General features: G+C 69.9%; 21 protein-coding genes. 10 read left to right on the top strand and 11 right to left on the bottom strand.

All coding sequences use genetic code 11. The features are described from left to right. Positions 1–4: 4 nt before the first annotated feature. Genes OG885_RS11920 through fxsT form a run of 4 tightly spaced genes read left to right on the top strand, consistent with a single transcriptional unit; the run spans position 5 to position 6,656 of the window. The gene (locus OG885_RS11920) at positions 5–826 is read left to right on the top strand and encodes an aminoglycoside N(3)-acetyltransferase (protein WP_405730189.1); all 822 of its coding nucleotides are present in this window, start codon (positions 5–7) and stop codon (positions 824–826) included. After that, positions 819–1,475 carry a TIR-like protein FxsC gene (locus OG885_RS11915; protein ID WP_405730187.1) on the top strand — a complete coding sequence of 219 codons (657 nt, stop codon included), beginning with the start codon at positions 819–821 and terminating at the stop codon, positions 1,473–1,475. Before OG885_RS11920 ends, OG885_RS11915 begins: the two co-directional genes overlap by 8 nt. After that, positions 1,468–2,724, top strand: a complete 1,257-nt coding sequence (gene fsxC / locus OG885_RS11910; protein WP_405730185.1) for an FxsC protein — start codon at positions 1,468–1,470, stop codon at positions 2,722–2,724. Before OG885_RS11915 ends, fsxC begins: the two co-directional genes overlap by 8 nt. Further along, the gene (gene fxsT / locus OG885_RS11905; protein ID WP_405730183.1) at positions 2,721–6,656 is read left to right on the top strand and encodes an FxSxx-COOH system tetratricopeptide repeat protein; all 3,936 of its coding nucleotides are present in this window, start codon (positions 2,721–2,723) and stop codon (positions 6,654–6,656) included. Before fsxC ends, fxsT begins: the two co-directional genes overlap by 4 nt. 18 nt (positions 6,657–6,674) lie before the next feature. On the opposite strand, the gene OG885_RS11900 is transcribed toward fxsT, so the two are convergent. The 3 genes from OG885_RS11900 to OG885_RS11890 form a co-directional block, all read right to left on the bottom strand. Next, positions 6,675–7,574 (bottom strand): alpha/beta fold hydrolase, encoded by a 900-nt coding sequence (locus OG885_RS11900; protein WP_405730181.1) that lies wholly within the window; start codon positions 7,572–7,574, stop codon positions 6,675–6,677. A 245-nt stretch (positions 7,575–7,819) separates the two neighbouring features. Further along, a complete protein-coding gene (locus tag OG885_RS11895; protein WP_405730179.1) occupies positions 7,820–8,191 on the bottom strand; it encodes an NTP pyrophosphohydrolase in 372 nt (123 codons plus the stop codon). A 46-nt stretch (positions 8,192–8,237) separates the two neighbouring features. After that, on the bottom strand, positions 8,238–9,119 hold the full coding sequence (locus OG885_RS11890; protein ID WP_405730177.1) for an NAD(P)-dependent oxidoreductase: 882 nt from the start codon (positions 9,117–9,119) through the stop codon (positions 8,238–8,240). Positions 9,120–9,184: 65 nt separating this feature from the next. Here OG885_RS11890 and OG885_RS11885 point away from each other — a divergent pair, with 65 nt between their 5' ends. Together OG885_RS11885 and OG885_RS11880 are read left to right on the top strand one after the other, a co-directional pair. Beyond that, positions 9,185–10,288, top strand: coding sequence for a hypothetical protein (locus OG885_RS11885; protein ID WP_405730175.1), 1,104 nt, complete (start codon positions 9,185–9,187; stop codon positions 10,286–10,288). 51 nt (positions 10,289–10,339) lie between these two features. Further along, positions 10,340–10,711: a hypothetical protein gene (locus OG885_RS11880; RefSeq protein ID WP_405730173.1), complete on the top strand. Its 372-nt coding sequence runs from the start codon at positions 10,340–10,342 to the stop codon at positions 10,709–10,711. Positions 10,712–10,795: 84 nt separating this feature from the next. Here the strand turns inward: OG885_RS11880 and OG885_RS11875 are convergent, their stop codons facing one another. From OG885_RS11875 to OG885_RS11860, 4 genes are all read right to left on the bottom strand, one after another. After that, positions 10,796–12,925 (bottom strand): 3-hydroxyacyl-CoA dehydrogenase NAD-binding domain-containing protein, encoded by a 2,130-nt coding sequence (locus tag OG885_RS11875; RefSeq protein WP_399950647.1) that lies wholly within the window; start codon positions 12,923–12,925, stop codon positions 10,796–10,798. Further along, positions 12,922–14,148, bottom strand: coding sequence for a thiolase family protein (locus OG885_RS11870; RefSeq protein WP_405730170.1), 1,227 nt, complete (start codon positions 14,146–14,148; stop codon positions 12,922–12,924). Before OG885_RS11870 ends, OG885_RS11875 begins: the two co-directional genes overlap by 4 nt. A gap of 219 nt (positions 14,149–14,367) precedes the next feature. Beyond that, a complete protein-coding gene (locus tag OG885_RS11865; protein ID WP_405730168.1) occupies positions 14,368–15,405 on the bottom strand; it encodes a LacI family DNA-binding transcriptional regulator in 1,038 nt (345 codons plus the stop codon). Continuing rightward, positions 15,402–17,771, bottom strand: coding sequence for a glycoside hydrolase family 2 protein (locus OG885_RS11860; RefSeq protein WP_405730166.1), 2,370 nt, complete (start codon positions 17,769–17,771; stop codon positions 15,402–15,404). The genes OG885_RS11865 and OG885_RS11860 overlap by 4 nt, the downstream gene beginning before the upstream one ends. 165 nt (positions 17,772–17,936) lie before the next feature. Between OG885_RS11860 and OG885_RS11855 the strand changes: the two genes are divergently transcribed. Genes OG885_RS11855 through OG885_RS11845 form a run of 3 tightly spaced genes read left to right on the top strand, consistent with a single transcriptional unit; the run spans position 17,937 to position 21,024 of the window. Further along, the gene (locus tag OG885_RS11855; protein WP_405730164.1) at positions 17,937–19,250 is read left to right on the top strand and encodes an extracellular solute-binding protein; all 1,314 of its coding nucleotides are present in this window, start codon (positions 17,937–17,939) and stop codon (positions 19,248–19,250) included. Next, positions 19,250–20,197, top strand: a complete 948-nt coding sequence (locus OG885_RS11850; RefSeq protein ID WP_405730162.1) for a carbohydrate ABC transporter permease — start codon at positions 19,250–19,252, stop codon at positions 20,195–20,197. The genes OG885_RS11855 and OG885_RS11850 overlap by 1 nt, the downstream gene beginning before the upstream one ends. Then, a complete protein-coding gene (locus OG885_RS11845) occupies positions 20,194–21,024 on the top strand; it encodes a carbohydrate ABC transporter permease (protein ID WP_405730160.1) in 831 nt (276 codons plus the stop codon). The genes OG885_RS11850 and OG885_RS11845 overlap by 4 nt, the downstream gene beginning before the upstream one ends. A gap of 79 nt (positions 21,025–21,103) precedes the next feature. Here OG885_RS11845 and OG885_RS11840 read toward each other — a convergent pair whose 3' ends face one another. From OG885_RS11840 to OG885_RS11830, 3 genes are all read right to left on the bottom strand, one after another. Continuing rightward, complete coding sequence (locus OG885_RS11840) at positions 21,104–22,432, bottom strand: ribonuclease D (RefSeq protein ID WP_405730158.1); 1,329 nt, start codon at positions 22,430–22,432, stop codon at positions 21,104–21,106. Between the two features lie 143 nt (positions 22,433–22,575). Next, positions 22,576–23,238 (bottom strand): LuxR C-terminal-related transcriptional regulator, encoded by a 663-nt coding sequence (locus OG885_RS11835; protein ID WP_405730156.1) that lies wholly within the window; start codon positions 23,236–23,238, stop codon positions 22,576–22,578. A 240-nt stretch (positions 23,239–23,478) separates the two neighbouring features. Next, the gene (locus OG885_RS11830; protein WP_405742700.1) at positions 23,479–24,105 is read right to left on the bottom strand and encodes a DUF3000 domain-containing protein; all 627 of its coding nucleotides are present in this window, start codon (positions 24,103–24,105) and stop codon (positions 23,479–23,481) included. Positions 24,106–24,276: 171 nt separating this feature from the next. On the opposite strand from OG885_RS11830, the gene hemE reads away from it, so the two are divergent. Next, positions 24,277–25,332 (top strand): uroporphyrinogen decarboxylase, encoded by a 1,056-nt coding sequence (gene hemE / locus OG885_RS11825; protein ID WP_405730154.1) that lies wholly within the window; start codon positions 24,277–24,279, stop codon positions 25,330–25,332. Position 25,333: 1 nt separating this feature from the next. On the opposite strand, the gene OG885_RS11820 is transcribed toward hemE, so the two are convergent. Next, entirely contained in the window at positions 25,334–26,152 is an 819-nt protein-coding gene (locus tag OG885_RS11820; protein WP_405730152.1) for a rhomboid family intramembrane serine protease, read from the bottom strand. Between the last annotated feature and the right edge of the window lie 7 nt (positions 26,153–26,159).

Raw genomic sequence — 26,159 nt, 5'->3', positions numbered from 1 at the left:
GCGGATGACCACAGCCTCACTGCTCAGTGCCGAACTCCGTGAACTAGGCGTCGAGAAGGGCATGACGCTGCTGCTGCACGCCTCCCTGCGGTCCGTAGGGCCGGTGCGCGGCGGCGGCCCTACGGTACTGCGCGCCCTCCTGGACGCGCTCGGCCCCGAGGGCACGCTGGTGGTGCCCACGTTCACCGAGGGAAATTCGCTGACATCACGGGCTTATCTCCACATGACGCGAGACCTGACACGACATCAACTTCTGTCCTACCGTGAACACATGGAGCCCTTCTGCGCGGCTTCTACGCCCTCGCAAGGCATGGGACGGCTGGCGGAGGAGGTGCGGGTCACTCCGGGAGCCATGCGCAGCACACACCCGCAGGCGTCCTTCGCCGCGCTCGGACCCGGGTCCGCCCGGATCACGAGCGGCCACGCCCTGGACTGTCTGCTCGGCGAGCGCTCCCCGCTGGCCAGGCTCTACGAGGAGGAGGCGTACGTCCTGCTGCTGGGCGTCGGCTACGAGACCTGCTCGGCCTTCCATCTCGCCGAGTACCGCCGACCCCGCCCGCCCCGTCGGCGCTACGACTGCCGGGTGCTGACGGACGACGGCCCGCGCTGGCGGGGCTATGTCGACGTCGACCTGGACGACAGCGACTTCGGTGTGCTCGGTCGTGACCTGGAGGCCGACGCGGACGCCGCGATCGTCCGGGGGCGGATCGGCACCGCGGACAGCAGGCTGTTCCCGCTGCGGTGGGCGGTGGACGCGGCCGGTGACTGGCTGGCCGAGCACCGCTCCCGGTGCGGGAACCTCCCCGCGGAGGCCGACCGTGCCTGACTACACGCCCCGCGCCATGGTCCAGGAGCCCTACGGCTTCCTGAGTTACGGCCGCAACCCCGAGTCACCGGAGAGCTACGAGCCGCCGGACGAGCTGCTGGTGCGCTTCCGCGGCCGACTGTCCAGGCATCTGAGGGAGCTCACCGACCTGCGCGCGGGCATCGACGCGGTCTACCTCGACAAGGAGATCCCGGTCGGCAGCGCGTGGAAGGACGTACTGAAGGACCGGCTCGCCCGCTGCCAGGTCCTCGTACCGGCCCTGTCCCCACGGTTGTTCAGCAGCAAGTGGTGCGCCCTGGAATGGGAGTGCTTCGAACGCAGACAGCAACTCCAGCGTGACCGCGGGACGTTCATCCGCGACGCCATCGTCCCGGTCCTGTGGGCTCCGCTGCGGCCCGACGAGATCCCCCCGCCCTACTCCGAGATGCAGTACACACACCAGGACTTCCACGCCGACTACCAGAAACTGGGGTTGCTCGGCCTGTACAGCCTCGGCCGGCACACGACCGCCAACGGGATCGCTTTCCAACTGGCGCAGACAATCGCCCGCGTAGCGGTCATGGCCCGGCTGGAACCCTGCGACCCTGGCCTCTTCGACGACCTCTTCGACTCCATGAACGGCTCGGCTGGGGAGGAACACGATGCATGACAGCCGTTCCGCACGACGCGTGCGCGGCAAGGCGCCCTACTTCTTCCTGAGTTATGCCCCCGCACCCGTGACGAACGGCGACACGGAGGCCGAGGAGCTTGAGCCGGACAAGGACGTGGAGGAGTTCCACTCCGATCTGATCAGGGCGGTCGCGGGGCTGAGCGGTTCCCTCGCGCCCCCCTCCCTCGGCTACCTCGACGCCACCGACCGCGGCGGCCCCGCCATGGCCCGGGCCCTGCAACGCAGCCACTGCTTCGTGCCGCTGATCACCCCCCGCTACTTCACCGACGGCTACTGCGGCCGCCAGTGGACCGCCTTCGAGACCCGCTCCCGCCGCGGCGCCCGCATCCCGGTGCTGTGGACACCCGTCCCCACCACCGCGCTCCCGCTCCCCGTCGACCTGGACCTGCCGGCACCCGGCCGACCGGTGGCACCGATGCAGGTCGAGGCCGAGGCGCTGCGCCGCTACACCGAGGGCGGTCTGTACGGCCTGCGGCAGTACCCCGGTGGCTCGGACTACTACGACCAGTGCGTCCGCAGGATCGCCCAGTGCATCGTGCAGGCCGCCCATCGGTCACCCGAACCCGCTCCGGGCGAGGCCGAGTTCGCCGAGCTCGACGTGCCGGACGCGTTCGCCACCACCTCCTGGCACAGGCTCGGTATCGCGGTGCTCGCCCCGGACATCCACCACCTGCCACCCGGCCGCAGCGACACCAAGTACGGTCATGAGCCCCGGGACTGGCAGCCTTTCAGCGACGGCCTGAGCATCCCGCTGGTCGAACGCACCGCCGAACTCGCCCGCAATCTGGGCTTCGCTCCCGAGATCCGCACCTACGACGAGGCCGAGGACGTCTTCCTCGGCCGGAGCGACGCCGACAGCCCCTGGGTCCTCATCATCGACCCCTGGACCCTGCACGACCGCGGTGCCGTGGAGCGGCTGCGGGCCTTCGACGCACAGGACCTGCCGTGGGTGACGGTGCTGACCGCGTTCGCCGACGACCCGCAGACCCGGCGGTCCCGCGAGAAGCTCGGCGAGCTGCTCCAGTCGGCGCTGCCCCGGCGGCTCAGCCGCGGCCGGGCCATCCAGCGCTGGGCGGTCGCCGGTCTCGACCACTCCGAGGCGTTCAACTCCCGCTTCGTCGAACTGGCCGACAGCGCGGCCCAGCAGTATCTCAACCGTCCGCTACGATCCTCGACCAGCCCCTCGGCGTCGGCCGATTCGCAGGGTGACCAGGAGGCCCAACCGTGACCGGCGTGCAATCCCGCCCCGACGGCGGCAAGATCGTCACGTTCTACAGCTACAAGGGCGGCAGCGGTCGCACCATGGCGCTGGCCAACACCGCCTGGATCATGGCCTCCCAGGGCCGCCGGGTCCTGGTCGTCGACTGGGACCTGGAAGCACCCGGCCTCGACCGCTTCCTCCACCCGTTCCTGGAGCCCAGCGCCTTACGGGACCGCCCCGGAGTACTGGAACTCATCAACGACTACGTCCTGAAGGTCGACCATCTGCAGGACACCAAGATCAAGGCCGACTGGATCGTCGAACAGGCCGACATCGGCCGCGCGGTGAACGCGTTGCAGTGGAACTTCCGCGGCGACGGTCGGCTGGACTTCATCTCGGCGGGCCGCCAGGACCGCAACTACTCCTCGATCTTCTCCCAGTTCAACTGGAACCGCTTCTACGACGAGCAGTACGGCGGCCAGTTCCTGGACGCCCTGTGCGACCAGTTCCGGCAGGGCTACGACTACGTCCTCGTCGACAGCCGCACCGGCCTCAGCGACATCTCCGACATCTGCACCCTGCACTTCCCCGATGTGCTGGTGAACTGCTTCACCCACAACGACCAGAGCATCGAGGGCGCGGCGGCCGTCGCCCGCCGGGTGCAGGACACCAGGGGCCAGCGGCGCATCCGTATCCTGCCGGTGCCCATGCGGGTCGTGGACTCCGAGGCCGACCGGCTGGAGGCGGCGCGCGCCAAGGTCCGGCTCTCCTTCGACCAGTTGCTGGTCCGCACCCGGAACATCGATCCGCGCAGCTATTGGGGCAGCGTCGAGGTGCCGTTCAAGTCCCCTTACGCGTACGAGGAGATGCTGGCGACCTTCCGCGACGAGCCGGAGACCCCCGCCTCACTGCTCGCCGCCTGCGAACGGCTGACCTCTTTCATCACCGAGGGCGAGGTGAGGTCCCTCGTCCCCATGACCGACGAGGAGCGCCAGAACTACCTCAAGGCCGTCGTCCGTCGCAGGCCGCCGGACCCCACCCATGTGTTCCTCAGCTACGTCCACCAGGACCGGATGTGGGCCGAGTGGATCGGACGGGTCCTCGGCGAGGCCGGCTTCACCGTGGCCGACGCCCGCTCCGAGGACGGCTCCGCGGCGGGCGTCCCGCTGCGCGACGACACCGACAGCAAGGTGCGGGGCGCCGCCCGCACCGTGGCCGTGCTCTCCGCCGACTACCAGAAGTCCCCGGAGGCCAGGGCGGTCTGGGAGGCCGTGGCCGCCGCCGACCCGATGGGCTCGCGTCGGACCCTCGTTCCGGTACGGGTCAGTGACGCACGGCTGGCCCACCCGTTCTCGGACCGGATGCCCGTCCATCTGAGCGGTATGAACGAGACCCAGGCCAAGAGCGCCCTTCTGCGGGCCCTGGACGCCCAGTCGGTGCAGGGCGAGCATCCCGCGGACGCCGGCGCCGGCGGACCCCGCTTCCCCGGCGCGGAACCTCCCGTGTGGTCCGTGCCCGGACGCAACGCGGCCTTCACCGGACGCTCCGAACTGCTGGAGGACCTGCGGGAGCGGCTCACGGACACCGGCACCGCCACACTGCTCCACGGTATGGGCGGCGTCGGCAAGACCCAGCTGGCGACCGAGTACGCGCACCGGTACCGGGGCAACTACGACGTCGTCTGGTGGATCGAGGCGGAGTTCGGTGACCTCGCCCTGCGCCAGTACTCCGAACTCGCCCCACACCTGGGCGTGGAGGAGCGGGACAGCATCACCGCCACGGCCGAGGGGGTCCGGGACGCCCTGCGCCGGGGCACCCAGTACGACCGGTGGCTGCTGGTCTTCGACAACGCCACCACCCCGGAGTCCATCGAGCGGCTGCTGGTCAACAGCCCCACCGGCCACGTCCTGATCACCACCCGCAACGAGGGCTGGTCCCAGGTCGGCGAGAGGGTCGAGGTCGACGTGTTCGACCGCAACGAGAGCGTCGAACACCTGCTGCGCCGCGTCTCCGCCATCAGCACGGAGGACGCCGACCGGGTCGCGAACGCCCTCGGTGACCTGCCGCTCGCGGTCGACCACGCCGCCGCCTGGCTCAACGAGACGGGCCAGGACGCCGCCGACTATCTGGAGCTGTTGCAAACGAAGTTGGCGACGCTCAAGGCCGTCTCCGATGCCCCGGAGTACCCGCGCCAGGTCGCCGCGACCTGGGACATCTCCATCCAGCAACTCAACTCGCCCGTCGCCCGGCGGTTGTTGGAGCTGTGTGCGCATTTCGGCGCCGACCCCATCTCCTTCGACCTGGTGCACGGCAAGGAGATGGGCGAGGCCCTGCGCGAGGTCCACCCGAGCAGCGGTGGCACGGCGCTGGTCTCCCGGGCCATCCAGCAGCTGCACCGCTACTCCCTGGCCAAGGTCGACCGCAAGACCAAGAGCATCCAGGTGCACCGTCTGGTGCAGGCCGCGGTGCGTTCGTCGATGTCCACCGACGAGCAGGAGTCGGCCCTGCGCGCCGTCCGCAATGTGCTCTCCGGAGCCCGCCCGTCCGAGGGCGACGTGGAACGGCCGGAGAACTGGGAGCGCTACAACACCATTTGGCCTCACCTCAAGACCCCGTGGACCAGGTACTCGCTGGACGACCGGATCCGTAAGCTGATGACGGAGTGGCTGCGGTACCTGCGGGCCCGCGGCGAGTACGCGGAGGCCATGTCGCTCGCCGAGGAGCTGCTGGTCATCTGGCAGAAGGAGGCGGGCCCCAACGACCGCTGGACTCTGCATCTGCGCTTCGAGATGGCCAACGTGCTGCGTTTCCAGGGCTGGTACAGCAGAGCGCTGGAGATCGACCAGGACGTGTACGAGCGGCAGCGCGAGGCCCTGGGGGACGACGACGACCACGCTCTGATGACGGCGGGCGGCCTCACCGCGGACCTGCGGGCCGTCGGACAGGTCGGCAGGGCCCTGGAGATCGACCGGGAGACCTACGAGCGGTCCGTCGACCTCCTCGGTGAGGACCATGCCCGGACCCTGTTCGCGGCGAACAACCTGGCCGTGTCGATGCGGATGGCCGGGGACTGCTACGAGGCGCAGAGCGTCGACAAGGAGAACTGCGAGCAGCGCGCGCAGACCCTGGGGCCCAGTCACCCCTACACCCTGTTCTCCCAGATCAACCTTGGCCGCGACCAGCGCTCCTGTGGTGAGTACGAGGCCTCGGAGGCGACGCTGCGGGGTGTCTACGAGACGGCCGTGGAGCTCGGACCGGAGCAACCGCCCGCACTGGAGGCGGCCAAGGCGCTCGCCATCACACTGCGTCGGCTCGACCGGCTGGACGAGGCCATGGACATCAGCCGGCAGGTGCTGGACATCTGCCGTCGGCGGTTGGGCGAGGACTCGCCGGAGACGCTGGTGGTGCGGCTCGGCCACGCCGGTCATCTCGCGGCAGCCGAGCGCCACGAGGACGCCTGCGAGGAGACCGCCGACCTGTTGGAGCGGTTCCGCACCGCGCTCGGGGAGAGCCACCCGAACACGCTCGCGTGCGCGGTCAACCACGGCATCAACCTGCTGTCGACGGAGAGGTTCGCAGAAGCTCGCGACGTGTGCGAGGAGGCCCGGTCCGCGCTGCGCACCACACTCGGCCCGGAACACCCCTTCAGCATGAACTGCCAGATGAACCTGGCGAACGCCGAGGCGGCCCTCGGTGAGGCGACCCAGGCGGAGCACAACTACCGCCAGGCGTACCGGGAGTTGTGCGACCGGCTCGGCTCCGACCATCCGACCGCCCTCACCTGCCGGGGCAACCTCTCGGTCCTGCTGAAGGAGATGGGCCGGACGGCGGAGGCCGAGCAGTTGGCCCGGGAGTCTCTCGACGTGCTCGGCGCCAAGCTCGGCGCGAAGCACTCGAAGGTGGTCAGGCTCCGCAACGGCCGGAGGGTGGGACTGGAGCTCGACCCGCACCCGATCTGACGGAGGCGGGAGCCGAGGTCACGCCGTCGTGGTCGCGGCGGCGTCGGCCTCCGTCTGGTCCCGCAGCCAGCCGAGCACCTGGGGCAGCACCGGGACGGCCGCGAAATGCGCCGCCGACGGCTGGAGCACCACGGTGGCGTCCTTGATCCTGCGTGCGAGCCAGTTGAAGTGCTCGACGGGGGAGAACACGTCCTTCTCTCCGTGCCAGAGCAGGGTGGGCACGGTGATCTCCTTCGGGTCGAAGCCCCAGCCCCTGCTGAAGGCGAGGGCGTCGTCGATCCAGCCGTACGCGGTCTTCTCGATCGCGGCCTCGAAGTTCTTGTGCAGCATCCGGCGGATGCCGGCGTCGGCCACGATCTGCCGGTCCACCTCGGGCATCTCGTCGTCGAGGTCGTTCAGTACGGCCATCGGGTTGTCCCGCATGGCGTCCGCGTTCTGTACGAGGGTGCTCTGCAGCACCTGCTGGTTCTCGCGGGCGTTGCGGTACTCGCGGACGTTGGACTCCGTCATCCCCTCGAACCAGTCCAGCCCCTCCGCGTCCCACGGGGCGAGGCTCACCAGCACGGCCGCGCTCTGCACCCGCTTCGGCAGCTTCGCGGCGCAGGCGAGCGCGTGCGGACCGCCGCCGGACCGGCCGACGACGGAGAACTCGTCGAGTCCGAGCTCGTCGGCGATGTCCTCGACGTCCTCGGCGGCGTCGACCACCGTGCGGCCCCGTTTGCGGGTCGAACCGCCGTACCCGGGGCGGTCGTAGGCGATCAGATGGATGCCGAGCTGATAGAGCACCATCGACCGCGGGCGTGGCCCTTGATGACTGCCAGGAGTTCCGTGCAGCAGAAAAACGGGATGCCCTTGAGGATCACCCCATGAATCGAACACGAGCTCGCGCCCGTCTCTGCTGTGAGCGGCACGCGCCACTCCTGCCTCCCGTCCACCGGCCGTCAAGGGTGCCGGAATCCTCTCAGATCAGAACGACGGGCACCACCGAGCCAGCGTCTCGCGTCGGCGTCATTCCGTCACGGGAAAGCGACCAGAATGTCGAAATCATGACCGAACCCGGCTAGCTTATGCCTATTTCCCTGATTCGGCCGAGCTTGGGTGGCTGCTATATCGGGACAAGTAGGTCATTGCGCTCCGGTCTCCAGGTGGCCTCCAGACGCCTTCTAGCCACGCACCGTCCGCGGCCCCGCGACGTCCGCCCCCAGCTCTGTCACCCGTCGGCGGAGTTCCCGATCCGCCGTGATGACCAGGACATCACGCCCGACCGCCCCGGCCACCAGTTCCACCATCCGATCGTCCCCGCTCCCTCGCGCCGCCTCGACCCTGACCTCCGGCACGGACTCCACACCCCGCGCCGCGCCCTCCACGACGAGGACGAGCTCCACGGGGCCCTCGTGCCCCGGCACCCCGTCCGCCGCCAACCGGTCCCGCAGCCGCTCCGCGGCCCCGTGCCGGTCACGCCACCAGCCGTCGGGCACGGACCCGACGACGTTGGCGGCATCGACTATTACGAGAAGAGGGGCTGCGGCGTTCATAAGCCCAGGGTGTCAGCTCCCGGGGTTCCGGACTTCACGCACTCCGTCAGCCTTCGGCCTTCTCCTCGAAGCTCGCGTAATACGCCGCCGCCATGTCCTCGTCCCCATGCCCCTGCGCGGCAGCCCGTTCCAGCCGCGCCGCGCTCGCCGCGGCCACGTCCAGACGTACGCCGTTCTCCGCACCCGCCTGGACGATGAGGCGGGCGTCCTTCGCGGCGGTCTCGACAGCGAACTGGGCCGGGGACAGCTTCCCGTCGAGCACCAGCCCCGCCTTGGCGTGCAGATAGCCCATGTCCAGCGGACCGCCCTCGATCAGCGCGAAGAAGTCCTGCGGGTCCACCCCGAGCGCCTCGGACAGCGCCAGCACCTCCCCGGTCGCCGCGGTCGCGGCCAGTACCCAGCTGTTGGCGACCAGCTTCAGCCGGGTCGCGCTGCCCGCCTCCCCGGTCCATACGGTCCGCGCCCCCACCGCGTCGAAGACGGGGGCCACGGAGTAGCGGTGGGCCTCGGGCCCGCCCGCCAACACGGTGAGCTGACCGGCCTCCGCGGGCTGCCGGGTGCCGAGCACCGGGGCGTCGTAGAAGACCAGTCCGTGCGCGGCGGCGAAGGCGGCGAGTTCGGCGAGCCCCTCCAGGCCGGCCGTCGTCGACTGCGCCCACACCACGCCCGGCCGCAGCGCGGGCAGCGCCTCCTCCATCACCGCCAGGGCGGCGGGACCGTCGTACAGCATGGTCAGCACGACGTCGGTGCCCTCCACCGCCTCGGCGGGGGAGTCGGCGACCCGGATGCCGTCGGCGGTGAGGGGCTCGGCCTTGGCGCGGGTCCGGTTCCAGGCGCGCACGGTGTGCCCGGCGCCGGCGATGTTGCGGGCCATGGCGGCGCCCATGATGCCGGTGCCCAGGACGGTGACGGTGAGCTTGTCTGTCATGTCCTCCACGGTAGACGCGGGGGGTGAGGGGGCGGGTCGCGAAAGGCGCCGCTTAGAGTGAACCGGTGAACGGCGACTGGCTTCTCCGCGGCCGTGACGGCCGGCTCAGTGTCTATCTGCCCTCCGGCGACGCCGTCCTGTGCCGGGCCGAGCTCGGTCCCGGCGGCCCCTGGGAGTCGCCCCCGCGCAAGGTGGGCGGCGATCAGAAACTCCGGCCCGGCCCGGCGCCCGGCCAGGGCGCGGACCTGAACCTTCGCCCCGGCCCGGCGCTCGGCCAGAGCGCTGACGACATGCCCCGTGCCGATCTGGCACTCGGCCAGGGCCCCGACCACTACGCCCATCTGGTCTCCTGGCGGCCCACCAAACCCGGCGAGGCCGGGCTCGTGCACTCCACGCACTTCCGCCCCCGGCTCGCCGCCCTCGACTGGGCCCCGGTCGGCCACCCCGACAAGACCGGCGACCGCACCGGCGCCCCGGCCGTCGCCGTCGATGCCCAGGGGCGGGCCCATGTCTTCGTCCGCAACAAGGGCGGCGGCGTGAGCATGGTCGCGCAGAAGGAGAAGGGCGGCTGGGAGCCGTGGCGGGACCTCAAGGGGACTGACGTGGCAGCGGACTTGGCCGCGGTGACGGGCGAGTCGGGGCGTGTGGAGCTGTACGCCGCCGTCCCCGGCGGCCTGCTGCACTGGCGCCAGCAGAATCCCGGCGCCCAGCCGGTCCTGGAGGAGGCGGTCGAGACCCCCGTACGTCCGGGCACCCTCCGCGCCCTGGCCACCTCCGCCGACCGCACCACGCTCTTCTACACCGACGACTCCGGCGACCTGTGTGCCTGGCGCGCGGGAGGCAAACCCGTCGCCCTCCTGGCCTCGGCCGGCCCCGGCCCGGTCTCCGCGGTCCGCTGCGAACTCGACGGCCACGACTGCACGTTGCTCGCCCAGCGTTCGTCGAGCGGCCGGGTCGCCTTCGCCGCGTACCCGACGGAACAGGAGGCCGCGGGGGCGTGGTGGACGGAGTCGGGACCCCAACTCCCGGCGGACGCCCTGGTGTCACTCGCGACCGACGAGGACGGCCGGGTCGCGGCGGCAACGTTGTCCCCGTCGACCGGTCAACTCCTGCTCACCCGGCGCAAGGACGAACCGGGGCTCGCGCTGGAGGCCTGGCGGGAGACGTGAACCGGCGTAAATGGGAGGACCGTTCAAGGCCGGCTGCGGGAACATGACCGGGTGAACACCGAACATCTCGTCGAGGTCTGGCAGCGCATCCTGGCGCCCTCCGGGGTCTCCTGGGTGCTGTTCGAGAACGGCACGTGCGTGCTGCTGAAGGAGCCCGACGGCGAACTCGCCGGGCAGGCCGTGGGGATCCTCCGGCAGTACGGCCCGGTGCGCGCAGGCGGCCCCGCCGGTGACTTCGGCACCCAGACGCTCAAGGACGGCACCGGCTGGCTGGTGACCGGCCATCACCCGGACGTCGTCACCTACGTCGGCTCCGACGAGCCCGCCGACCCGTCGAACCTCGCCGTCGGCCTCCACGGCCGCAGCAAGCGCCACCGCGACGGCACGGACCTCCAGGTCGTGCATGTGGAGGACGCCCGCTGAGGCAACCCAGCAGGCCCTCCCGCTGACACGCGAGTGCCCCGCAAGCCAACCGGCCTGCGGGGCACCGCCGTTCACAGCTGAGCGTTACGCCGGGACGCTCGCCACGCCCGGCGCCAGGAACTTCTTGCCGTTCACGCGCTCGGAGACACCCTCGCGGTCCAGGTACGGCGTGATGCCGCCCAGGTGGAAGGGCCAGCCCGCGCCCGTGATCAGGCAGAGGTCGATGTCCTGCGCCTCGGCGACGACACCCTCGTCGAGCATGAGCCCGATCTCCTGCGCCACCGCGTCGAGGACACGGTCGCGGACCTGCTCCTCGGTGAGGACGGAGTCGCCCTGCTTGAGGAGCGCGGCGACCTCCGGGTCCAGCTCCGGCTTGCCGGAGTCGTAGACGTAGAAGCCGCGCTTGCCGGCCTTGACGACGGCGGCGAGGTTCGGGGAGACCGTGAAGCGGTCCGGGAAGGCCCGGTTGAGGGTCTCCGAGACATGCAGACCGATCGCGGGACCGACCAGCTCAAGCAGCACCAGCGGCGACATCGGCAGACCCAGCGGCTCGACCGCCTTCTCCGCGACCTCGACCGGCGTGCCCTCGTCGATGACGTTCTGGATCTCGCCCATGAAGCGGGTGAGGATGCGGTTCACGACGAACGCCGGAGCGTCCTTCACCAGCACCGCGGTCTTCTTCAGCTTCTTGGCCACCGCGAAGGCGGTCGCCAGCGAGGCGTCGTCGGTCTGCTCGCCGCGCACGATCTCCAGGAGCGGCAGGATCGCGACCGGGTTGAAGAAGTGGAAGCCCACGACCCGCTCGGGGTTCTTGAGCTTCGACGCCATCTCGGTCACCGACAGCGAGGAGGTGTTCGTGGCGAGGATCGCGTGCGCCGGGGCGACCGCCTCGACCTCCGCGAACACCGTCTGCTTGACGCCGATCTCCTCGAACACGGCCTCGATGATGAAGTCGGCGTCGGAGAAGCCCTCGGCCTTGTCCAGCACACCGGTGACCAGGGCCTTGAGGCGGTTGGCCTTGTCCTGGTTGATACGGCCCTTGCCGAGCAGCTTCTCGATCTCGGCGTGGACGTAGCCCACACCCTTGTCGACGCGCTCCTGGTCGATGTCCGTCAGGACGACCGGGACCTCGAGGCGGCGCAGGAAGAGCAGCGCGAGCTGCGAGGCCATGAGGCCGGCGCCCACGACGCCCACCTTGGTGACCGGACGCGCCAGCGACTTGTCCGGCGCACCGGCGGGACGCTTGCCGCGCTTCTGCACCAGGTTGAAGGCGTAGATGCCGGAGCGCAGTTCGCCACCCATGATCAGGTCGGCGAGGGCGATGTCCTCGGCGTCGTAGCCCTGCTGGAGGTCGCCGTTCTTGGCGGCGGCGATGATGTCCAGGGCGCGGTAGGCGGCTGGGGCCGCGCCGTGCACCTTGGAGTCGGCGATGAACCGGCCGCGCGCGACGGCCTGGTCCCAGGCCTCACCGCGGTCGATGACCGGACGCTCGACCTTGACGTCGCCCTTGAGGACGTTCGCCGTCCAGATCAGCGACTGCTCCAGGAAGTCCGCGCCCTCGAAGAGAGCGTCGGCGATGCCCAGGTCGAAGACCTGCTGGCCCTTGAGCTGCTTGTTCTGGTTCAGGCTGTTCTCGATGATCACCGAGACGGCCTTGTCGGCACCGATCAGGTTCGGCAGGATCGTGCAGCCGCCCCAGCCCGGGACCAGGCCCAGGAAGACCTCGGGCAGCGAGAACGCCGGGAGCGCCTTCGAGACGGTCCGGTACTCGCAGTGCAGACCCACCTCGACGCCGCCGCCCATGGCGGCACCGTTGTAGTACGCGAAGGTCGGGACCGCGATGCCGGCGAGGCGCTTGAAGACCTCGTGGCCGCCCTTGCCGATGGCCAGCGCGTCCTTGTGCTCCTTGAGGAGCTCGACACCCTTGAGGTCGGCGCCGACCGCGAAGATGAACGGCTTGCCGGTGATGCCGACGCCGACGATGTCGCCGGCCGCGGCCTCCGCCTCGACCTGGTCGATGGCCGCGTCGAGGTTCGCCAGCGACTGCGGGCCGAAGGTGGTCGGCTTGGTGTGGTCGAAGCCGTTGTCGAGGGTGATGAGCGCGAAGCGCCCGGCACCGAACGGCAGGTCGAGGTGGCGTACGTGCGCGGACGTCACGACCTCGTCGGGGAACAGCTCGGCCGCGCCCTTCAGAAGCTCAGCGGTGGTGCTCACTTGTCGCCTCCGGCGTCCTTGTGGTGCGGGTTCTCCCAGATGACCGTCGCGCCCATGCCGAAGCCGACGCACATGGTGGTCAGGCCGTAGCGGACCTCCGGCTGCTCCTCGAACTGACGGGCGAGCTGCGTCATCAGACGCACGCCCGAGGAGGCCAGCGGGTGACCGAAGGCGATGGCGCCGCCGTACTGGTTGACGCGCGCGTCGTCGTCGGCGATGCCGTAGTGCTCCAGGAAGGCCAGGACCTGGACGGCGAAGGCCTCGTTGACCTCGAAGAGACCGATGTCGGAGATCGACAGCCCCGCCTGGGCGAGCGCCTTCTCGGTGGCCGGGATCGGGCCGTAGCCCATGACCTCCGGCTCCACACCCGCGAAGGAGTAGGAGACCAGACGCATCTTCACCGGGAGGTTGTTCTCGCGGGCGAAGTCCTCGGAGGCGATGAGGGAGGCGGTGGCGCCGTCGTTCAGACCGGCCGCGTTACCGGCGGTGACCCGGCCGTGGACGCGGAACGGCGTCTTCAGACCGGTCAGGTTCTCGAGGGTCGTGCCCGGGCGCATCGGCTCGTCGGCGGTGACCAGACCCCAGCCGGTCTCACCGGCCTCCGGGTTGGTGCGGCGCACCGAGATCGGCACCAGGTCGGCCTGGATCTTGCCGTTGGCGTACGCCTTGGCGGCCTTCTCCTGCGAGCGCACGGCGTACTCGTCGGCGCGCTGCTTGGTGATCGTCGGGTAGCGGTCGTGCAGGTTCTCGGCGGTCATGCCCATGAACAGCGCCGACTCGTCGACGAGCTTCTCGCTCACGAACCGCGGGTTCGGGTCCACGCCCTCACCCATGGGGTGGCGGCCCATGTGCTCGACACCGCCGGCGATGGCGATGTCGTACGCCCCGAAGGCGACCGAACCGGCGACCGAGGTGACGGCGGTCAGCGCGCCGGCGCACATGCGGTCGACGGAGTAGCCGGGAACGGACTGCGGCAGACCGGCGAGGATGCCCGCGGTACGGCCGATGGTCAGACCCTGGTCACCGATCTGCGTGGTCGCGGCGATGGCGACCTCGTCGATCTTCTTCGGGTCCAGACCCGGGTTGCGGCGCAGCAGCTCCCGGATCGCCTTCACGACCAGGTCGTCGGCGCGGGTCTCGTGGTAGATGCCCTTCGGGCCCGCCTTGCCGAACGGGGTGCGGACGCCGTCGACGAAGACGACGTCCCTGACGGTACGAGGCACGATGGCTCTCCTCCAGATGCGGGATGGCACTGCTGCACGGCCCAAGCACAACCACTGAGCGCGCGCTCAGCCCCATGCTACTTATGGGTAACGTAGCTGCCCAGTCCTGGAGCCGGGAGCGGCGAAGGTCACATTGATGGAGGGGGCGGCGACGAGGGCCGTTAGGGGCGCGGGGAACTGCGCGACCAGCCACAGCGCACCCGCAGCCACATACGGCGCTCACCGGGACGGCGGCGCGGTGGACCCCCGAGGAGTCAGCACCGGAGTAGGCACAGGATGCGACTCCACTCCATCCCCCATGATCACCCCAAACAGCGTCCGAGCCGCATCCACCCCAAACCCATGCACGTCATGACTCATCGCGGACAACGTCGGATGCGTCAGCCGGCACAACTGCGAGTCATCCCAAGCCAGCAACGAAACATCCCCCGGCACCGACAACCCCATCTCCGCCGCCACCGAAAGCCCCGCCACCGCCATGATGTCGTTGTCGTACACGATCGCCGTAGGCCGATCAGCCGGCGCTGCCGTCAGCAGAGACCGAGTCGCCCGCGCCCCCGCCTCCCCCGAGTAGTCGGTCGTCACCTGCCACGCCCCGGCCAGCCCCAACACCCTCGCCGCCTCAGCAAACGCAGTGCCCCGCGCCGCCGTGTGCCCCAGCGCCGCCGCCCCGCCCACCCGAGCGATCCGCCGATGCCCCAGCGCCGCCAGATACCGCACCGCCTCGGTGACAGCCGTCGCGTCATCGGTCCACACGGACGTCAGTCCCCCCGTGAGCGAGGGATGTCCTACGGCGACCACGGGCATCCCGAGCCGTTCGGCAGCCGCCACCCGGGGGTCGTCGGGCCGGAAGTCGACGAGGATCGCGCCGCCGATCTGCCGCCCCCGCCACCACGTCTCCTGGAGGCCCACCTCCTCCTCGACGTTGCGCACGAGCCGCAGCAGCAGCGAGCACGAGTGCTCGGTCAGCACGCTCTCCACGCCGGAGATGAACTCCATGTAGAAGGGCTCCAGCCCCAGCAGCCGGGCCGGCCGGCAGATGGCGAGGCCCACCACGTCCACCCGCGACCCGGCGAGCGTGCGCGCGGTGAGGTTCGGCGCCCAGCCCAGCTCCCGCGCGGCCCGGAAGATACGGTCCCGGGTCGTCTCCGACAACCCCGGTTTGTGGTTGAAGGCGAGCGACACGGCACCCTTGGACACCCCGGCGCGCGCGGCGACGTCCTTGATGGTGACGCGGGAGGCCGGCTGGGCTGTCATCGAGAGGGCTCCATGCAGTACAGGGCGGAGCGGGCGGCGTCCGCGTCGGGAGTCTTCCAGCCACTGACCCCGATGGTCACCCGTTCGCCGGGCAGCAGGGTCACGAGCCCCCGGTCGGCCCGCGCCTCCGGGTCGAGCCGGTCGGCTTGCAGCAGCAGATCCCGTACGAGGCTACGCGCCACGACCGTCACCGAGCCGTCCGGCGCGACCGAGACGTCGAACTCGGGCCGCGGATAGGGGATGTCCCGATCAGCCGCGGGGAAGTGGAACGCCCGCGACCCCTCGGCGTCCGCGACGAGGAACTCCTTGGGCCCGCCGGGCACCAGCTCCTGCGGCACGCCGACCCGCGCCACCGCCCGCGCCCCGGCGGTGAACTCCACCTCCGCCTCGCCGATCACCGCCCCCTCGACGGTCATCCGCCGCAACCGCACCGCCCCGGCCCAAGCCTCCGCCGCCTGGTTGACGACGGCCAGCTCCCGGCCCTGAACCGTCAGCAGCCGATCGGCGTAGAGCCGCCGCAGCTCGTGATAGAGCGGCTTCTCCCGTCCGTCCCCGTCGATCGCGGCCCAACTCGTCACCGGCCAGCAGTCGTTGAGCTGCCAGACGACCGTGCCCGCACACACCGGCCAGTTCGACCGCCAGTGCTCGATCCCGGTGGCCACGGCCCGCGCCTGGTTGACCTGGGTGAGGTAGTGCCACCGGTCGAAGTCGCCCTCGGGCCAGGTGAAATGGCGCTCAAGGCCCCGCCGCAGCTTCCCGTTCCCGTCCTCCGCCTTCTGGTGGTGCAGCATCCCTGGGGAGTCCGCCGCGAGTTCCTCCCCCGGCAGCGCCCGCCGCAGCGTCGCGTGGGCGGGCGGCGCCTGCCAGCCGAACTCGGCCATGAACCGGGGTACTTCACGCCGGTACTCCGCGTAGTCCTCCCGGTTCCACACCTCCCAGGAGTGATGCGTCCCGTGCGCCGGATCGTTCGGATGGTAATCCCACGAACCGGACCACGGACTGCCCGCCGTATAGGGCCGCGTGGGATCCAACTCGGCCACCACGCGCGGCAGTACGCCCAGGTAGTACCCCTCGCCCCACGACTCCCCGGCCAGTCGCTCCTCCCACTGCCAGTCCCTGAACCCCCACAGGTTCTCGTTGTTGCCGTTCCACAGCACGAGCGAAGGATGCGGCATCAGCCGTACGACGTTCTCCCGCGCCTCGGCCTCCACCTCGCCCCGCAGCGGCTGCTCCTCCGGATAGGCGGCGCACGCGAACGGGAAGTCCTGCCAGACCAGCAGCCCCAACTCGTCGCAGACGTCGTAGAAGTCGGCGCTCTCGTAGATACCACCGCCCCAGATCCGCACGAGGTCCACGCCCGCGTCGGCGGCCTGAGTGAGCCGTTCCCGGTAGCGCGAGCGGGTGATCCGGGACGGGAAGACGTCGTCCGGGATCCAGTTGACGCCCCGCGCGAAGAGCCGCTCCCCGTTCACGACGAACGTGAACCCGGTGCCGTGCTCGTCCGCGGACCGGTCCAGCTCGATGCTGCGGAACCCGATGCGCCGCCGCCACACGTCCAACGGCGAGTCCCCGTGCAGCAGCGTCAACTCGACGTCATACAGCGGCTGTTCGCCGTACCCGCGCGGCCACCACAGCAGCGGGTCGAGCACTTCGAGCCGTACGACCCCCTGTGCGCCGTCGAGCGAGGCGCGCACCCGCTGCCCGGCGACCGTCGCCTCGACGGCCAGCGGAGCCTCGACCCGGGTCCGCTCGACCTCGACCGCCAACTCGACGACTCCCACGCCCTCTTCGACCGTCACCAGCGGTCGCACCCGGGAGATCCGGGCCGTCGACCACTGCTCGACGCGCACCGGCCGCCACATCCCGGCCGTCACCAGGGTCGGCCCCCAGTCCCAGCCGAACGAGCAGGCCATCTTGCGCACGTACTGGAAGGGTTCGGCATAGGCGGCCGGCCGCTCACCGAGCGCGCCGCGCACCGCCTCGGCCTCGGCGTACGCCGACCCGAACCGCACCGACAGCCGCCCCGACAGGCCGGTCACGTCGAAGCGGTAAGAACGGTGCATGTTCCTGGTGCGCCCCAACAGCCGCCCGTCCAGGACGACTTCGGCGACCGTGTCGAGCCCCTCGAAGACCAGGTCGGTCTGCTCGTGCCCCGATCCGGCGCGCAGATCGGTCTCGTAAGTCCAGTCCCGCCGCCCCACCCACGCCACCGCGGTCTCGTTCCGCCCGAGAAAGGGGTCCGGGATCACCCCGGCCGCCAGCAGGTCGGTGTGGACGCAGCCCGGCACGGAGGCGGGGAGGGCGTCCGCCGTGCCGTCGAAGGTTCGCAGGATCCATCCGTCGGTGAGCGGTGTGGCCTGAAGCATGTACGCACTCCCTAAACCGATCAAGTCCAGTACTGGGAACACTTTTTGGCATCGTTGGCGAGATACGGACTTTACCGGTTAAGAAAACGTTGTCAGAGTACCGAACCAGCCAACCCGCAAGTGCTCGTCCGTCCCGTGAACGTCCCGAGAACGGAGCTGATGCACATGAACCGCCGTCACATCCTGGCCCTGGCCGTGGGATCCGCCGTCCTGGCCGCCGGCTGCACCGGTACCGGAGGCACCTCGAAAGGCGCCGACGCCAAGGCGCCCGACGACCCGGCCAAGGTCACCGGCACCATCAAGGTCCTCACCGTGCGCACCGACCTGGTGCAGGACGGCACGATGGACAAGTACGCCGCCGAGTTCAACAAGATCTACCCGAAGGTCAAGGTCAAGTTCGAGGCCCTCACGAACTACGAGGCCGAGGTCAAGATCCGTATGAACACGGAGAACTACGGCGACGTCCTGATGATCCCCGGGGTGATCAAGAAGAGCGACTACCCCAAGTTCTTCGCCTCGCTGGGCACGGTCGCGGAGCGCAGCAAGAAGTACCGGTTCACCGACTACACCGCGGTGGACGGCAAGGTCTACGGCCAGACCGCCGACGGCGTGATGCCGGGCTTCCTCTACAACAAGCGGATCTGGCAGGAGGCCGGCGTCACCGACTGGCCCACCACCCCGGACGAGTTCGTGACCGCCCTCAAGGCCATCAAGGCCAAGACCGACGCGACCCCGTACTACACCAACTTCGCCGCCGGCTGGACCCTGACCTCCTGGACCTTCGTCAACGGCACGGTCCACTGCGACCCCCAGGCCACCACCAGGATCGCCGAGGGCAACCCCTGGGCCGAGGGCGCCGACCTGCGCGTCGGCGACACGCTCCTGTACGACATCGTCCACGAGGGTCTCGCCGAGAAGGACCCGACCACCTCCAACTGGGAAGCGTCCAAGGGCCAGTTGGCCAAGGGCCAGATCGCCACGCAGTGGCTCGGCACCTGGGCGATCATCCAGTTCCAGGACGCCGCGAAGAAGGCCGGCGTGAACCCGGACGACATCGGCTTCATGCCCTTCCCGGCCCAGACCGACGGCACGTTCTGCGCCACCGTGGGCCCGGACTACAACCAGGGCATCAACGTCCACTCGAAGCACAAGGAAGCCGCCCGCGCCTGGCTCGACTGGTTCACCGACAAGTCCGGCTACGCCGACGACAACCTGGCCATCTCGCCGCTCAAGGACGCGCCCATGCCGACCGTCCTGAAGCCGTACGAGGAGCAGGGCGTCAAGCTCATCGAGCTGGACGACAGCAAGGGCGCCGAGGTCAAGGCGATCGACACCGAGTCCGAGGTCGGCATCAACACCCCTGACTACCGGCAGGAGTTGGTCGACCTGGCCCGTGGCGCGAAGAAGGGCACGCTCGGCGACTATCTGAAGAGCCTGGGCCAGAAGTGGACCGAGACCCAGAAGAACCTGGGGTCCTGATGACGGACACCACCGCACGGGTGTCCGTCACGAAGGAGCCGGTACGGGACACCCCGGTACCGGCTCCGGCCCCCCGCCGGGCCCGCGTGTGGCGCCGGCTGACGCCCTGGATCTTCCTGGTCGTCCCCCTCGCCCTCCTGATCACCTTCACCTACGCGCCGATCGTCAACATGGTCGCGTACAGCTTCACCGACTGGGACGGTGTGAGCCCCGAGCTGCACTACACGGGGCTGGAGAACTACACCGAACTGTTCACCCGCTCCGAGCTGTTCGAGGTCTTCTTCGTCAGCGGCTACTACCTGGTCGCCTCGGCGATCCAGATCGTCGCGGCGCTGTACTTCGCGACGGTCCTGAGCTTCAACGTCCGCTTCCGGAACTTCTTCAAGGGCGTGCTCTTCTTCCCGTACCTGGTCAACGGGGTGGCGATCGGCTTCGTCTTCCTCTACTTCTTCCAGGACGGCGGCACCCTCGACTCGGTCCTCGCCCTGTTCGGCTACCACTCCGACCACGCCTGGCTGGGCACGCCGTTCTCCGCCAACTCCTCGCTGGCCGCGGTCTCCGTCTGGCGCTATCTGGGCCTGAACTTCGTCCTGTTCCTCGGCGCGATCCAGTCGATCCCGGGGGAGTTGTACGAGGCGGCGGAACTGGACGGCGCCAACCGCTGGCACCAGTTCCGCCACATCATCGCGCCGGGCATCAAGCCGGTCCTGACCCTGACCGTCATCCTCTCGGTCTCGGGCTCGCTGTCCGCCTTCGAGATCCCGTACATCATGACGGGCGGCGCGACCGGCACGGAGACCTTTGTGATCCAGACGGTGAAGCTGGCCTTCCAGTTCAACAAGACGGGCCTGGCCTCGGCCGCCGCCCTGGTCCTGCTGCTGATCATCCTGCTGGTGACCTGGCTCCAGCGCAGGCTCGTCCCCGACGACAAGGTGGACCTGGTATGACCCGCCGAGCCGTGGCCCGCACGTTCGTCTACGCGTCGCTCGTCCTCGCGACGCTCGTCGTCCTGCTCCCGCTGGGCGTGGTCTTCCTGACGTCCCTGAAGACGGACGAGGAGATGACGGGCGGCAGCGGGGCCCTGACCCTCCCCGACGACCCGTTGAACTTCCACAACTACGTGACCGCGTTCCAGGACGGCCGGATGCTCTCGGCCTTCGGCCACACGGCCTTCATCCTGGTGTTCGCCATCGCCGGCACGGTCCTGATCGGTTCGATGACGGCGTACGCGATCGACCGCTTCACATTCCGCTTCAAGAAACTGGTCGTGGCCCTGTTCCTGCTGGCGGCCCTGGTCCCCGGCGTCACGACCCAGGTCGCGACCTTCCAGATCGTCAACGGCTTCGGCATGTTCGACACGCTCTGGGCGCCCATCACCCTCTACATGGGCACCGACATCGTCTCGATCTACATCTTCCTGCAGTTCGTGCGCTCGATCCCGGTCTCCCTGGACGAGTCGGCCCGCCTGGACGGCGCCAACGCCTTCACGATCTACCGAAAGATCATCTTCCCCCTCCTGAAACCGGCCATCGCCACGGTCGTGATCGTGAAGGGGATCACCGTCTACAACGACTTCTACATCCCGTTCCTCTACATGCCGTCCCAGGATCTTGGCGTGATCTCGACGTCCCTGTTCCGCTTCAAGGGCCCCTTCGGCGCCCATTGGGAAACGATCTCGGCAGGAGCGATCGTCGTCATCCTGCCCACCCTGATCGTCTTCCTGGCGCTACAGCGCTACATCTACAACGGCTTTACGAAGGGCGCGACCAGGTAAAGGCTTTTAGGGGCGCGGGGAACTGCGCGATCAACCACAACGGACCCGCAGCCGCCCCGCGACCGAACGCCTACGGCGTCTAGGCGGACAACGCACTCACCAGAACCGGCGCCACAAGCTCAACCTGCCAAGCCCGAGCCCCATGCCCAGCCAGCGCGTCCCCGACCGACCCCGCATCGACCACCTTCGGCGGCTCCCAACAAACCCGCCGAACGGTATCCGGAGTGATCAGGTTCTCCTGAGGCATGTTGAGCCGCTCGGCCAAGGCGGAAACCCCGGCCCGAGCCGCAGACAACCGAGCAGCGGCCGCAGGATCCTTGTCGGCCCACGCCCGCGGCGGCGGCGGCCCCGTCACCGGCTGCCCAGGCGCAGGCAACTGCGCCTCGGGCAGCGCCTTGGCCCGGTCCACGGCCGCCTGCCACTGCTCCAGCTGCCGTCGCCCCATCCGCTGCCCGAACCCGTTCAGCCCGGCCAGCACCTGCACACCGGTCGGCAGGGACAGCGCGGCCTCCACGATCGCCGCGTCCGACAGCACCTTGCCCGGGGACACGTCCCGCCGCTGGGCGATCCGGTCCCGCGTCTGCCACAGCTCCCGTACGACGGCCAGCTGCCGGCGTCGGCGCACCTTGTGCATCCCGGACGTCCGCCGCCAGGGATCCTTGCGCGGCTCGGCGGGCGGCGCCGCCGCGATCGCGTCGAACTCCTGGCGCGCCCACTCCAGCTTCCCCTGCCGGTCCAGCTCCTTCTCCAGGGCGTCCCGCAGATCGACCAGGAGTTCCACGTCCAGCGCGGCGTAGCGCAGCCACGGCTCGGGCAGCGGCCGGGTCGACCAGTCGACGGCGGAGTGGCCCTTCTCCAGTACGAAGCCCAGGACGCCCTCGACCATCGCGCCGAGCCCGACGCGGGGGAACCCGGCGAGGCGCCCGGCCAGCTCGGTGTCGAACAGCGAGGTCGGCACCATACCTATCTCGCGGAGGCAGGGAAGGTCCTGGGTGGCGGCGTGCAGCACCCACTCGACGCCGGAGAGGGCCTCGCCGAGTCCCGACAGGTCGGGGCAGGCCACAGGGTCGATCAGCGCGCTCCCGGCGCCTTCACGGCGCAGCTGGACGAGGTAGGCGCGCTGTCCGTAGCGGTAGCCGGAGGCGCGCTCGGCGTCGACGGCGACGGGGCCGGTCCCGGCGGCGAACGCGGCGATGACCTCGGCGAGCGCGGTCTCGTCCGCGACGACGGGCGGGATGCCCTCGCGCGGTTCCAGGAGCGGAATCGGCTCAGGGCCGGGTTCGGGACCGGCTTCGGGTCCCGGTTCAGGGTTCGGCGCCCCCGTAACAGAAGATCCGCCGTCGTCCGGAGGGGCGCCTCCGGTGGTTCGCAGTGAGCTGTCTGCTGCGGTGTCTTGGGCGTCGGTCACCTGTCAAGGGTATCCGTGTATGGACAGCGCCCGCCGACGGAACGTTCCGTCGACGGGCGCCTGAGGGTCGTAAACCAGTCAGTACCGCGAAAGGTCTGGTTCACGTCCGTGAACGATGAGGGCGGGGAACCCTCGGCGGGACCTCAGTGGATGATGCCGGTGCGCAGGGCCACCGCCACCATTCCGGCACGGTCGCCCGTGCCGAGCTTGCGGGCGATACGGGCGAGGTGGCTCTTGACGGTCAGTGCGGACAGGCCCATCGAGACGCCGATGGCCTTGTTCGACTGGCCCTCCGCCACCAGTCGCAGTACCTCGACCTCACGGCCGGACAGTTCGCGGTAGCCGCCCGGGTGGCTCGGGGCACCCGGGGGGCGGCGGTGCATTCCGGCGGCGCGGGAGCCGATGGGGGCGGCGCCGGGTCGGGTGGGGAGCCCGATGTTGGTGCGGGTGCCGGTGACCACGTAGCCCTTCACTCCGCCCGCGAGGGCGTTGCGAACGGCGCCGATGTCATCGGCGGCGGAAAGAGCGAGGCCGTTGGGCCAGCCTGCCGCGCGGGTCTCCGACAGAAGCGTCAGGCCGGAGCCGTCGGGCAGGTGGACGTCGGCGACGCAGATGTCGCGGGGGTTGCCGATGCGGGGACGAGCCTCCGCGACGGACGAGGCCTCGATGACATCGCGCACACCGAGCGCCCACAGGTGGCGGGTGACGGTGGAGCGGACGCGCGGGTCGGCCACGACCACCATCGCGGTGGGCTTGTTCGGGCGGTAGGCGACCAGGCTTGCGGGCTGCTCGAGGAGAACGGACACCAGGCCTCCTGGGGTGCGGGGACGACTTGGAAGGTCACAGTCGTCTTCGGCACCGAACCACGAGTCCTTTAGGAAATGATCACGATCTAGTGAGTAACAATTGGTGCAATTCGGACGTGTGGTCGATCGTTCGGTGAACGATTCAGTCCGTTCGACGGATCACTCTCGACTGAAAGTGGCCGTATCGACAAAGTGACGACAAAATTCCTGCGCCCGAAAAGGTGACACCGGGGGAGGACGTCAGCGTGACTGAGGACCGCGCCGCTGCGGCAGCGTCACCACCGACGCATCGCCCGGCCCGGCCGGCGGCAGCCCCGCGACCTGCGCCAGCAGATCGCACCAGGCCGCCAGATGAGCCGCCGTGTCCGGCACCCCGCCCAGACCCTCGCGAGGCGTCCAGGAGGCGCGGATCTCGATCTGCGAGGCCGAAGGGCGCTCTGCGAGACCGCCGAAGTAGTGGGAGCTGGCCCGGGTGACCGTGCCGCTCGGCTCCCCGCACGCCAGACCACGGGCCTGGAGCGCCCCGGTCAGCCACGACCAGCAGACGTCGGGCAGCAGCGGGTCGGCCGCCATCTCCGGCTCCAGCTCCGCGCGCACCAGCGTGACCAGCCGGAACGCCCCCCGCCAGGCGTCGTGCCCGTCCGGGTCGTGCAGCAGCACCAGCCGGCCGTCGGCCAGGTCCTGGTCGCCGTCGACGACCGTCGCCTCCAGCGCGTACGCGAACGGCGCCAGCCGCTGCGGGGCGCGGGTCGGCTCCACCTCGATCTGCGGCCTGAGCCGCGCGGCCCTCAGCGCGTCGACGGCGGCCCGGAAGGGCAACGGAGCGTCGCTGCTCGTATCCCGGTCCCCCTCCTTCGCGTCGTCCATTCCGCCAGTGCCGTCCGACAGTCGTCCTTGAGCCGCAGCCATGCGGGAAGATTAAAGGGAAGCGGGGCCCGGTGCCGCCCTAGACACCCGGACAACGGGCGCCAGGTCACCGGCGACCCGGTACCGACGCCGGGCACTCGGCACCCGGGACGCCGTGCGAGACTTGCCGACGTGAGTGCTAATCAGACGCCGCCGTCCGCCACGTACGAATCCGCCTTCCTCAAGGCCTGCCGGCGCGAGCCCGTGCCGCACACCCCGGTGTGGTTCATGCGGCAGGCCGGGCGCTCACTGCCGGAGTACCGCAAGGTCCGCGAGGGCGTCCCGATGCTCGAGTCGTGCATGCGGCCCGAGCTGGTCACCGAGATCACCCTCCAGCCGGTGCGCCGGCACGACGTGGACGCGGCGATCTACTTCAGCGACATCGTGGTCCCGCTCAAGGCCATCGGTATCGACCTCGACATCAAGCCCGGCGTCGGCCCGGTCGTCGAGAAGCCGATCCGCACCCGCGCGGACCTGGCCCAGCTGCGCGACCTCACCCCCGAGGACGTCTCCTACGTCACCGAGGCCATCGGCCTGCTGACCGCCGAGCTCGGCGCCACCCCGCTCATCGGTTTCGCCGGCGCGCCTTTCACCCTCGCGAGCTACCTCGTCGAGGGCGGTCCCTCGCGCACGTACGAGAACGCCAAGGCGATGATGTACGGCGACCCGGAGCTCTGGGCCGACCTGCTGGACCGGCTCGCCGACATCACGGCCGCGTTCCTGAAGGTGCAGATCGAGGCCGGTGCCTCCGCCGTCCAGCTCTTCGACTCCTGGGCCGGCGCGCTCGCCCCCGTCGACTACCGCCGCTCGGTGATGGCCGCCTCCGCGAAGGTGCTCGACGCCGTCGCCGGGTACGGAGTCCCGCGCATCCACTTCGGCGTCGGCACCGGCGAGCTGCTGGGCCTCATGGGCGAGGCCGGCGCGGATGTCGTCGGCGTCGACTACCGGGTGTCGCTCGACGAGGCCGCCCGCCGCGTCGGCCCCGGCAAGGCGCTCCAGGGCAACCTCGACCCGACCGTCCTGTTCGCCGGCACCGAGGCCGTCGAGGCCAAGACCCGCGAGGTCCTTGAGGCGGCGAAGGACCTGGAGGGCCACGTGTTCAACCTCGGCCACGGCGTCATGCCCTCCACCGACCCGGACGCGCTGACCCGGCTCGTGGAGTACGTCCACACGCGGACCGCCCGCTGACCTACCAGGTGTGCCGGGGCCGCGCCTTCCTGCCGAACAGCAGGCCGCGCGGTTCCGGCGGCGGGGTCGTGCCCGCCTTGAGCGGCCAGGCCAGCAGCATGCCGGCGAGGAAGCCCACGACGTGCGCCGCGTACGCCACCGTGCCCGCGTCGGAGACGCCCTCGCCGGACGAGTAGAACGCCTGGAGCACGAACCAGAACCCCAGAACCAGCCAGGCCGGCAGTCTGAGTGGCAGGAAGACCAGGAACGGCACCAGGACCCACACCCTGGCCTTCGGATACAGCACCAGATAGGCGCCCAGCACCCCCGCGATGGCCCCGGACGCGCCGATCAGCGGGTCGCCGGAGTCGTCGTTGAGAAGCGCGAAGCCGTACGACGCCGCGTAGCCGCAGACGACGTAGAACAGCGCGAAGCGCACATGGCCCATGCGGTCCTCGACGTTGTTGCCGAAGATCAGCAGGAACAGCATGTTGCCCAGCAGATGCAGCCAGCCGCCGTGCAGGAACATCGCGGAGAACACGGACAGTGCGGGGGACTTGTCGTAGGTCGGCGGGCCGACCACACAGCCCTGGCCGCCCGGCCCCACCTCACCGGTGGGGACCAGCCGCGGCAGCTGATGGTGGATCAGCTCCTGCGGCACGGCCGCGTAGTGGTCCAGGAACGCTTGTAGATGACACAGCTGGGACAGGCCGCTGTCGCTCGCCACGGAGCCGGCGAGGCCGGGCGTGTACAGGAAGACCAGCACGTTCGCGGCGATGAGCGCATACGTCACCACAGGGGTGCGGCGCACCGGGTTCACGTCATGGACGGGGATGACCACAAGGGAA

This window comes from Streptomyces sp. NBC_00028, assembly GCF_045041065.1.
Lineage (GTDB): Bacteria > Actinomycetota > Actinomycetes > Streptomycetales > Streptomycetaceae > Streptomyces.
The sequence above is the reverse complement of the archived record's forward strand: the minus strand, read 5'-3'. Positions and strand labels throughout refer to the sequence as shown.

Bases quoted from the DNA above. Each gene is read 5' to 3' on its own strand.
- OG885_RS11830 (WP_405742700.1), bottom strand. From the start codon at position 24,105: ATGGACGACGCGAAGGAGGGGGACCGGGATACGAGCAGCGACGCTCCG.
- OG885_RS11890 (WP_405730177.1), bottom strand. From the start codon at position 9,119: ATGACAGACAAGCTCACCGTCACCGTCCTGGGCACCGGCATCATGGGC.
- OG885_RS11865 (WP_405730168.1), bottom strand. From the start codon at position 15,405: ATGACAGCCCAGCCGGCCTCCCGCGTCACCATCAAGGACGTCGCCGCG.
- OG885_RS11860 (WP_405730166.1), bottom strand. From the start codon at position 17,771: ATGCTTCAGGCCACACCGCTCACCGACGGATGGATCCTGCGAACCTTC.
- OG885_RS11920 (WP_405730189.1), top strand. From the start codon at position 5: ATGACCACAGCCTCACTGCTCAGTGCCGAACTCCGTGAACTAGGCGTC.
- OG885_RS11850 (WP_405730162.1), top strand. From the start codon at position 19,250: ATGACGGACACCACCGCACGGGTGTCCGTCACGAAGGAGCCGGTACGG.
- fsxC (WP_405730185.1), top strand. From the start codon at position 1,468: ATGCATGACAGCCGTTCCGCACGACGCGTGCGCGGCAAGGCGCCCTAC.
- OG885_RS11855 (WP_405730164.1), top strand. From the start codon at position 17,937: ATGAACCGCCGTCACATCCTGGCCCTGGCCGTGGGATCCGCCGTCCTG.
- OG885_RS11845 (WP_405730160.1), top strand. From the start codon at position 20,194: ATGACCCGCCGAGCCGTGGCCCGCACGTTCGTCTACGCGTCGCTCGTC.
- OG885_RS11895 (WP_405730179.1), bottom strand. From the start codon at position 8,191: ATGAACGCCGCAGCCCCTCTTCTCGTAATAGTCGATGCCGCCAACGTC.